General features: G+C 63.5%; 8 protein-coding genes, 1 tRNA gene and 1 pseudogene. 5 read left to right on the top strand and 5 right to left on the bottom strand.

Going from position 1 to position 8,768, the window contains the following annotated elements:
• Together DYI24_RS15330 and DYI24_RS15325 are read right to left on the bottom strand one after the other, a co-directional pair.
• Positions 1-753: pseudogene (locus DYI24_RS15330) on the bottom strand (propionyl-CoA--succinate CoA transferase); the annotation flags it as partial.
• 729 nt (positions 754-1,482) lie between these two features.
• Positions 1,483-2,934 carry a porin gene (locus DYI24_RS15325; protein ID WP_164572902.1) on the bottom strand — a complete coding sequence of 484 codons (1,452 nt, stop codon included), beginning with the start codon at positions 2,932-2,934 and terminating at the stop codon, positions 1,483-1,485.
• Positions 2,935-3,530: 596 nt separating this feature from the next.
• Between DYI24_RS15325 and DYI24_RS15320 the strand changes: the two genes are divergently transcribed.
• On the top strand, positions 3,531-4,043 hold the full coding sequence (locus DYI24_RS15320; protein ID WP_164572901.1) for a MarR family winged helix-turn-helix transcriptional regulator: 513 nt from the start codon (positions 3,531-3,533) through the stop codon (positions 4,041-4,043).
• On the opposite strand, the gene DYI24_RS15315 is transcribed toward DYI24_RS15320, so the two are convergent.
• Together DYI24_RS15315 and DYI24_RS15310 are read right to left on the bottom strand one after the other, a co-directional pair.
• Complete coding sequence (locus DYI24_RS15315; protein WP_205523539.1) at positions 4,038-5,156, bottom strand: alpha/beta hydrolase family protein; 1,119 nt, start codon at positions 5,154-5,156, stop codon at positions 4,038-4,040. The two genes, DYI24_RS15320 and DYI24_RS15315, sit on opposite strands and share 6 nt — an antisense overlap.
• 217 nt (positions 5,157-5,373) lie before the next feature.
• Positions 5,374-5,458: transfer RNA gene (locus tag DYI24_RS15310), tRNA-Leu, on the bottom strand.
• Between the two features lie 169 nt (positions 5,459-5,627).
• On the opposite strand from DYI24_RS15310, the gene DYI24_RS15305 reads away from it, so the two are divergent.
• Positions 5,628-6,176, top strand: coding sequence for a disulfide bond formation protein B (locus DYI24_RS15305; RefSeq protein ID WP_164572900.1), 549 nt, complete (start codon positions 5,628-5,630; stop codon positions 6,174-6,176).
• A gap of 2 nt (positions 6,177-6,178) precedes the next feature.
• Here the strand turns inward: DYI24_RS15305 and DYI24_RS15300 are convergent, their stop codons facing one another.
• Positions 6,179-7,231 carry an AbrB family transcriptional regulator gene (locus DYI24_RS15300; protein WP_107354063.1) on the bottom strand — a complete coding sequence of 351 codons (1,053 nt, stop codon included), beginning with the start codon at positions 7,229-7,231 and terminating at the stop codon, positions 6,179-6,181.
• Between the two features lie 194 nt (positions 7,232-7,425).
• Here DYI24_RS15300 and DYI24_RS15295 point away from each other — a divergent pair, with 194 nt between their 5' ends.
• The 3 genes from DYI24_RS15295 to DYI24_RS15285 all read left to right on the top strand — a co-directional run.
• Positions 7,426-7,953 (top strand): hypothetical protein, encoded by a 528-nt coding sequence (locus DYI24_RS15295; protein WP_164572899.1) that lies wholly within the window; start codon positions 7,426-7,428, stop codon positions 7,951-7,953.
• A 152-nt stretch (positions 7,954-8,105) separates the two neighbouring features.
• The gene (locus DYI24_RS15290) at positions 8,106-8,489 is read left to right on the top strand and encodes a CidA/LrgA family protein (protein WP_107342752.1); all 384 of its coding nucleotides are present in this window, start codon (positions 8,106-8,108) and stop codon (positions 8,487-8,489) included.
• Positions 8,486-8,768: LrgB family protein (locus DYI24_RS15285; protein ID WP_164572898.1), on the top strand; the 283-nt coding region annotated here is incomplete at its 3' end. The genes DYI24_RS15290 and DYI24_RS15285, both read left to right, overlap by 4 nt.

Genomic DNA, 8,768 nt, shown 5'->3' with positions numbered 1-8,768 from the left:
GAGGAATGCCAGGATGTGGCCGGCGATCGCCTGCGAGGTGTCGTCGGGCGGCGAGAACGCCGAGTTGCGATCGGGCAGGTTGGTCTCGACGATCGCGACGATCTTGGCGGAATCGCAGCGCAGATACTGCTCACCGATGCGGTCACCCGAGGCGATGATCGGAATCGGTTTGCGGTTCGGCGGCAGCTGCGTGCCGTAATAGACGTCGTGCATGCCTTCGAGGCGAATGTCCTGCCAGGCATTGACCTCCAGGATGACCTTGTCGGCGAGATCGAGCCAGGTCTTGTTGTTGCCGATTGACGACGACGGGATCAGGCTGCCGTCCTCGCGGATGCCGGCGACTTCGACCACAGCAATGTCGAGCTTACCAAGGAAGCCGAACCAGGCGTGCTGGGCGACGTGGGACAGATGGATGTCGATGTATTCCATCCGCCCGGCGTTGATGCGCTTACGGCAGGTCGGGTCCGACTGATAAGGCAGCCGCATCTCGATGCCGTCGACCTTGGCGAGTGCGCCGTCGAGCTCGGGCGCCGTCGAGGCGCCGGTCCAGACGCTGACCTTGAACTTCTGGCCGCGGGCGTGATGCGCGTTGATGCGCTCGGCGAGCGCCAGCGGCAGCAGCTTCGGATAACCGGCGCCGGTGAAGCCGCTCATGCCGACATGCGCGCCGGACGGAATCAGCGCGGCAGCGTCGGCTGCGGTCATGACCTTGGAGCGGAGGTGGGGAGCAAGGATGCGCTCGGCGTTGACCATCAACGACTCTTTCTTGCTAGGAGCGGCCAGGGGATTGATGCGATTCGTCTAGTCGCTGTGACAAAAAGAGCCATGCAACCTATGGCGAAGGAGGCATGCGTCCCGCTCCCAAGCGATACCGCGCGCCGCATCTGAAGGTCGCGCTCGGCGCGGCACCTTCGCATCAGCTATTTGATTCCTCAATCAAACTCCGCCGAACGGAAATCGTCAAACGGGCGGGAAGACGCACGGCGGAGGATGACGAGCCGGCATGTGGCGTTTGCAGGGCAGGCCCGCGCCAACCGCTGTTCGGCGATGGTGCCGTTTTCCGGCTGGGCCTGTTGGCAGTCGAGGCGATGCCCCCAAAAGCGAAAACCTCCGGCAGGGCATTGCCGGAGGTTTCCTGGAGGTCTCATGAAGGAACCGAAATCTCTTTCCTCTCCTTCGACGGTCACCGATCACCCGCTGACCTTGTTCATAAGTATATGAGTATTTTGCCTGACTACAACAGGTAATTTACTCAATGAGTGCGGCCGATCGACATGTCTGCAGGAAGCGCCTCGCGAACACTCGTAGTAAATGGCGATCTCCTCCTCTGCTGGTGAGGGAGCGCTGATACATGCCTCCACGCTTCGCGTTGTGTGCTGGTTTACGATCGAAATCATTCCAAGAACCGGTGTTCGATGCGCAAAGAAAAACCCCGGCGGTTGCCCGCCGGGGTTCATCAGATCTCGCTTCGAAAAGCGGAGATCAGAAGTTGCGCTGAACGCGGAGGTTGCCGCTCCAGACGCCCTGGTCCTTGAACTCGTAGTTCGCAGCCGGCTTGGTCGCCGAAGCGGTCAGCGGCAGGATACCCGAGGAGGCCTGGTCGAGGTAGGTGTACATCACTTCGCCCGACAGGGTCAGGTTCTTGACCGGGGTCCAGCGGGTGACGGTGCCGACCTGAGCAATCGCGAAGTCCGGATTGCAGTTGAAGCCGGCCACGTTGGCGCCGAGACCGTTGCAGATCAGAGCAGTCGCAGTGCCGTTGTAGTCGATCTTGGTGTACGAACCGAACAGCGAGCTCGACCAGTAGGGGTTCCAGTTGTGGTTGAACGCACCACGTACGCCCCAGGCGCTGGTCTTCTCGATGCCGGTGCCGGTCAGGTTGTTGAGGCCGGCAAACACGCCGTCAGCCGCAACGCCGAACGCGACGCTCTGGTAGGTACCCGGGACCGAGTTGTTGCCGTAGATCGCGAACGAGTTCGGGCTCACGCCGCCCAGCACGTAACGGGTCGCGCCGTTCGAGTAGGTCGCCGTGATGTTGATGCTGTCGCCGGGGCCGGTCGGCAGGTTCTTGAGCGACAGAGCGCCCTGGACTGCATAGCCCCAAGTGTCGCTCGGATGACCGGAGGTCTCGAGCGCCGGGTTGTAGTAGCTGGCACGAACCTGATGCGCCGCGGCCGAAACCTGGAACAGACCCCAAGCCTGGTCGACACGGATCTTGCCGACGATGTCGGGGATCGAGGTGCCGGCGTAGGAGTTGGCGCCGTAGGCCAGGAAGTTCGGAGCGGACGACACGTTGTACAGGGCCGACTGCAGGTACGACGACTGATCTTCGAGCGAGATCGAGGCCGACACGCCGTTGCCGAATTCCGCGGTGTACGACACCTGGTTGATGCCGGTGACGTCGTCGTAGCCGCCGATCAGGAACGAAGTGTTGTTGCCCGGATAGCCGGTCCAGGGAGTGTCGAACTGCGACACCGCCTTACCGAAGGTGAAGCCGGCGAACTGGATGAACGCGTAGTACACGCCGAGCGAGCCGTTGGCGATGGTGTCGGTGCCCGTGGTCCAGTTGAAGGTCGCATCGAAGTAGGTGCGAACCACGCCGTATTCGGTCGCGGTGCGGGTATCGATGTTGATGTCCTGACGAGACCGGAAGATGTAGTCGTTGGAAAGACGGTTCTTCTGACCGGCGTTGCCGTTCCAGGCCGGAGCGTTATAGCCGCCGCTGCCGAACATCGTGACGTCGGCGCGCAGATAGCCGCCGAGCTTGATGCAGGTGTCGGTGCCCGGGATGTAGTAGAAGCCGGCGCCGTAGATCGAGCAGACCTTCACGTATTCGACGGCTTTCGCCTTCAACGGAAGATCAGCGGCCTGAGCACTGCCAACAGCGATTACCGCCGCAGCTGTTCCCAGCGCCAGTTGCTTAATGATGTTCATTGCAACCCTCCAAGGTCAACAAAGTGGATGGAGCCGGTTCCTTCGGGAGCGCCCCGAGGTGGCCCTGTGACGCGAAGTTCGCCAGCGCCTCGGCGCGACAGACCTCTCAACGGGACGACTATTGTTTGCCCCACCCCGTCTGCGCCGGATCATGGTTGATTTCATCACGTTAGCAAATTCATTTATCTACTCAGCAATATGATTTGGATCGGCGCGTTGCATTTGTGCAACAAGGCTGCGGCGACGCACAATTTCCACGACTGGTGGAAGGTCGAGGTGTTGCAAGAAGATCGAGGTCGGTTCAGCGGCTTCTGTCGACCGCCGCGTTGAAGCTGCAGGTCGGGCGGGATGTTGAGGATGCCGCTCCTGCTCTGCCCTCTAGCATTCACAAGTTATGCGAGGAGCGGCCGTCTTGCCCGCACTCGTCCGGGCAGCAATCTTCTCGCAAAACCTGTATAGCTGCGCGCAGCGTGCACAGACGCCCGTGTTCGACCGGAATTGATATGAGCGGTTGAGGAAGTTGTGTACACTGCCAACCTAGTTGTGCGACGAGCTATGCACGAGCATCGGCGCTTGTGCGGGACACTGACCGGACAATGCAGACCAAGAGTAAAGCAGAGGCTCGTGCGCCACGCGGCTCGACGATCGACCCAGACCTCGCCAGGCGTTTCGCCACGACGGTCGCGGGCGTTGCCGTATTTCTCGACGAGATTCGTCAGTTCCGAGCCAAGTCGCTCGGCATCAGCGGGCCGCAATTCGCGCTGCTGATGGCCGTGATGGACCTCGAGCAGGGCGATGGAGTTTCGATCCGCCATGTCGCCAAGGCGGTCCACGTGGATCCGTCGTTCATCACCACGCAATCCAAGCTTCTTGAGAAGAAGGGCTTGGTCCGGCGCCAGGTCGACAGCCACGACGCGCGGGTGGTGAAGCTGTCTCTATCTGATAAGGCCTACAAGCAGATTGCCGGTCTGGCGACCGACGAGCGCGCCCTCAACAGCTTCATCTTTGAAGAGATCAGTGGCGAGGAACTGGAACAGCTCACGTCCCAGCTCGGCGATCTACAGAACCGCCTGGAAAAGGCGACCGTCAAACTCGCCAGCGGCCTATAAACGCGACTCCAGCCGGCGAATGCAGTCGGCTTCCCCGGCTCCGGAATTCAATTGCTGGCCGAGCCAGTCGAATACGAAGTCGGCCACCAGAATTGGGTCGTAGCCGTCCAGCGTCCACGGACCGCTGCTCGTCTCGCCAAATACCTTCAGCAGGATGTCGCGGTTTCCGGCGTGATGTTGGGCCAGCAGATGGCGGGCGTGGCCCGGCTCGATGCCTTCGCCTGCCCGCAGCGGAACCAGCATCGGACAGCTCACCGCCGGCAGCCGGGGGCCGGCTTGAACCATGCCGAGCGCAGCGCCACAGGCGTCGGTCTGACGTGCCGCCCATAAGTCCCAGAGCCCGCCGTCGCACACGGCGGCTGCGGCGCGGCCGTCGAGAGCGATGCCACGGGTGACGAGCGAAGAGGGGCTCCCGTCGCCGATGACAGCGATTCGCGCCGGGTCGATCCCGCGGGCCTCGATCAGATAGTCGAGTGCCGCCGTGATGCCGGTCTCGGCGGCGACACGTGGCGATGGTGCCTCATCGGGAAGGTCGACACAGAGCAGCGCCATGCCGCGCTGACGAGCGGAGCGCAGGACCAGTGACAAGATCTCTTCTTTGGTGCGCCGGGTCTCGGCGATACAGACGACGACCGGATGTGCGTTCGCGCCGTGAGAGGTGACCGGCAGATAGAAACCCTCGAGGGATCTCTCTTCCAGCCACGGGATGACGACGGTCTCGCCTTGGGGGCTCAGCTTCGCCAGAAAGTGCCGGAGGCAGGTGTGCGCCAAAGCTCCCAGGGTTGGTTCAGCGCCCTCCGGGCAGCTCTCGATCGCTGCGGCCATGAAATAGTTAGCCGCATGCAGCCAGCCTTTTTGCGCCGCCAACTCATTGCCGGTGCGACAGGCTTCCTGAGCGCGACGGAGATGTGATCTGGCGAGTTCTTCCCAAGCCTGCCGCCAACCGGGTCCGTTGCTCGATCGGATCAGTTTCGCGGCGGCCACGCATTCGGAAAAGCTGACGCCTTCGTTCTGCGCCACGCATAGCAATCTGCTGAATTCGTCACTGTACTCGTCGTGATCGAGCAGTCCTCGAACGTCGCAATGATCCTGGATGCTGTTGCCCAGTCGCAAGACTGCGACCCCCTCCCGATTACCTCGACCGACTTCGTTAAATTACTTAGTTGATCGAATAACTGAATTGCGAGCTGCTGTCACTCGCGAAGCGGGTCCTGGGAGCCAAGATCGATGCTGCGTTGCACGCTCTGCTGCGCAGTGCAGCATGCCGTCCGTGACAGAAGCTGTTGTACAAAGGGACTGCTGAACGCGGGGGCAGATGTGCTCGGCGAAATGGTGCCCCTGGCCGGGATCGAACCAGCACTCCTTGCGGAACTCGATTTTGAGTCGAGCGCGTCTACCAGTTCCGCCACAGGGGCCCGCGCGACCGAATTCATCCGGCTGCGAAGCGCGCGGACTATAGCGGTCCCGGAGTCGGGGTCAACCCGACGCGCCGAGGCGACGGCGGACACTCTGGTTTGATCGGACGACGTCTCGACAGCGTCTCGGCCCCGCGATACGACCCCTGCCGCATCCGGGAGATCGACATTGACCGCCGACCTGATCGACCATCGAGGCACCCTTTCCGAGACGGGCCGCCCGGAGCGGATCGCGGGGGGCGTGGCGTTGACCGTCGCGGTCGTCGCTGTGGCGGCACTGGGGCTGGCTTGGTTTTCCCAGCTCGTGCTGGGGCTGGCGCCATGCAAGCTCTGCCTGGAGCAGCGTTACGCCTACTATCTCGACATTCCGCTCGGGCTGCTGATCGCCTTCGCGGCCTGGCGCCGCGCGCCGGTGGGACTGCTGGCGGCGGGCCTGGTCGTGCTCGGCCTGATGGCGCTCGGCAACGCCGGCCTTGCCGCCTACCACGCCGGCGTCGAATGGCGCTTCTGGGCCGGCCCGTCGGACTGCTCGGGACCGATCCTGGACCTCAGCAAGGCAGGGGGGCTGCTCGCCCAGCTCGACACGGTCAAAGTTGTGCGCTGCGACGAGGTGCAGTGGCGGTTTCTCGGCCTGTCGTTTGCCGGCTACAACGTGCTGGCCTCGCTGGCGCTCGCCGCGCTGTGCGGATGGGGCTTGGTCCGGCTTAAGCGGAGCTGAGGTCAGTCGTCGACGTCGTCCGGGCTGTGCCCGAACCAATGCACGATCCCCGGCGTCACGATCGAGACGTAGATGAAGCGCGACAGATGGTGCGCGCCGACGAACACCGGGTCGATATGCAGCGTCAGCGCCAGCGCCATCATGGCGTCCATCGCACCGGGTGAAAACGCCACCACCAGGTCGTTCAGCTTGACCGGCGTGGTCAGCATGATGGCGACGACGAACACCGCCGAGATCGCGATCGCGACGGCGAACGAACCTAGCGCCGCCCCGATATAACTGAGGATCGTGCGCGGCTTGATGGCGCCGAACCGAGCGCCGATCAAGGTGCCGATCCCGACCAGTGCTGCCAGATAGGCCCATTGCGGCAGCGTGCCTTCCACCCAACCGCCGCCGTGCAGCACCGATGAGCCGAGCATTGCGCCGAACATCCAGCTTGCGGGGAAGTTCACCAGCCGCAGCAGCAGCGCGACGCCGACCGCGACCGCAATCAGGACCGCGAGAACGAGCGGTGTCGCCTCCGGCCCGCGCGACGGCAATGGCCCGTGACCCGCCATGCCGATCAGCGCCAGCAGCATCGGCACCGCGCTGGTCAGGATGATCACGCGCATGACTTGAACGACGGCGATGCCGGGCACGTCCGCCTTGCGTTCGGTAGCCAGCATGATGATCTGCGACAGCGCCCCGGGACTGCCGGCCAGCAATGCCGACGTCCGGTCCCAGCCGTGGACGCGCTGCAGATAGATGCTGCTGCCGAAGGTGGCGCAAAACGTCGCCACCGCGAGCAGCCCGATCGTCACCGGATAGGACGCCAGATTGTGCACCATGGTGGGCGACACCACCGAGCCCAGCGAGACGCCGAGCGCCATCAGCACGATGTGCGACAGCGGCGGCGGCAGGCCCATTTTCCGTCCGGCAAGGCCGGCGGCGCCGACCGCGATCATCGCGCCCGTGATCAGTCCGCCGGGGAGCTGCGCCCAATAGAACAATGCGCCGCCGGCTGAGCCGATGGCGATCGTTTCGACCACCTGGAGAGTCTTGGACCGCAACGTCATGGCGGTCAGCGCAGGATTTTGAGGCACGCGACCTTATTGCAAATCATTATACCTTCGGCAATTGCGCCTCGCGCGCGCGGCCATGCCGGCGATGCGGGTGCTCGCTGTCTCTCGCCGCTGGTAATCGGATCGCAATTGTCAGTTGCATCCCGCGAGATAGAATATCGACGGGTGGCACACCAGGGAGATGGGACATGAGAGTTCTGAGGTACGAGACCCGTGCGGCGCTAATGACTGCAGCGGCGCTGCTGACATGGTCGGCCGCAACGCCCGCGCAGGCGCTGACCGCGCAGGAGTGCAGTGCCAAGTATCAGGCCGCCAAGACCGACGGCACGCTGAACGGGCAGGGCTGGAACGACTTCCGCAAGGAGCATTGCGGGGCAGCGGCGAGCGCCGACAGCAAGGCCGCGGAGGCCAAACCGGCAGATGCCAAGCCCGACGCGAAGCCGGAGGCTAAATCCGAAGCCAAGCCGGCCGAATCCAAACCCGAGGGCAAGTCGAAAGCCAAGAGCGCCGCAGCGCCGGCTGTGCCGCAAGGGCCGGCGGTGTATCCGACCGCGATCGACGCAAAGTTTGCCCAGGAAAAGCCGACGCTGGCGCGACTGCATACTTGCGCGCAGCAGTGGAAGGCGAACAAGGCCGCGAACACCACGGGCGGCCTTCGCTGGATTCAAAAGGGCGGTGGTTACTGGAGCGAGTGCAACAAGCGCCTGAAGGGCTGACCTCACGCGCTTTCATGGACGGCTGCGCGGCGACCCGGCCCTTCTGCGTCGTACCGGCGGTATCGGCGCATAGCAGCCGTCCCGCTGCTGCGATTGACAGGTTCCGACGGAGCCCGCATCGGTGCGGACGATTTTCCGCGTGAGGGAACCTGATGATCGCCAGTGTCGGCCTGATCCTGCTGTGCCAGCTCGTCGGCGAAGTGATCGCCCGCGGGTTGGGGTTGCCGTTGCCAAGTCCGGTGCTTGGCTTGATGTTGCTGTTCTGCCTGTTGGTGCTGCGCGATTACGTCAAGCCGCTCGCGCTCGGACCGCTCGGCAATGGCGGCGTCGAGGAGGCTTCCAAGGGCATGCTGGCGCATTTGTCGCTGCTGTTCGTGCCTGCCGGCGTGGGGGTAATCCAGCAGCTCGATATGATCACCACCCACGGTGTTGCGATCATGCTGGTCCTGGCCGGGTCGGTGCTGATCACGTTGGTGGTCACGGTGGTGACATTCGTGGTGGTGGCGCGGCTGCTGGCGATGTGGGTGCCCCGATGAACGCCAACCGGTTCTCGCTGTGGGTGTATCTGTCGCAGACGCCGCTGCTGTGGCTGACCGTGACGCTGCTGGTCTATGCGGCGACCGATGCGGTGTCGCAGGCGACCGGGCGCAATCCGCTGGTCAATCCGGTTCTGCACGCCATGTGGATTATCGGCGTGTTCCTGTGGGCGACCGGCACCTCCTACACCACCTATTTCGGCGGCGCGCAGTTCGTGCATTTTCTGCTCGGCCCCGCCACCGTGGCGCTGGCGGTGCCGCTGTACGAGAACCGCAAGC

The organism is Rhodopseudomonas sp. BR0C11 (assembly GCF_010820945.1).
In the GTDB taxonomy this organism is placed as follows: Bacteria; Pseudomonadota; Alphaproteobacteria; order Rhizobiales; family Xanthobacteraceae; genus Rhodopseudomonas; species Rhodopseudomonas palustris_H.
Note: the sequence above shows the minus strand (reverse complement) of the source record. Positions and strands in the feature narration are given on the sequence as shown.

What these genes read in the sequence shown, in the direction of transcription:
- DYI24_RS15325 (WP_164572902.1), bottom strand. Translation starts at nt 2,934, where the DNA reads ATGAACATCATTAAGCAACTGGCGCTGGGAACAGCTGCGGCGGTAATC.
- DYI24_RS15320 (WP_164572901.1), top strand. Translation starts at nt 3,531, where the DNA reads ATGCAGACCAAGAGTAAAGCAGAGGCTCGTGCGCCACGCGGCTCGACG.
- DYI24_RS15300 (WP_107354063.1), bottom strand. Translation starts at nt 7,231, where the DNA reads ATGACGTTGCGGTCCAAGACTCTCCAGGTGGTCGAAACGATCGCCATC.
- DYI24_RS15295 (WP_164572899.1), top strand. Translation starts at nt 7,426, where the DNA reads ATGAGAGTTCTGAGGTACGAGACCCGTGCGGCGCTAATGACTGCAGCG.
- DYI24_RS15290 (WP_107342752.1), top strand. Translation starts at nt 8,106, where the DNA reads ATGATCGCCAGTGTCGGCCTGATCCTGCTGTGCCAGCTCGTCGGCGAA.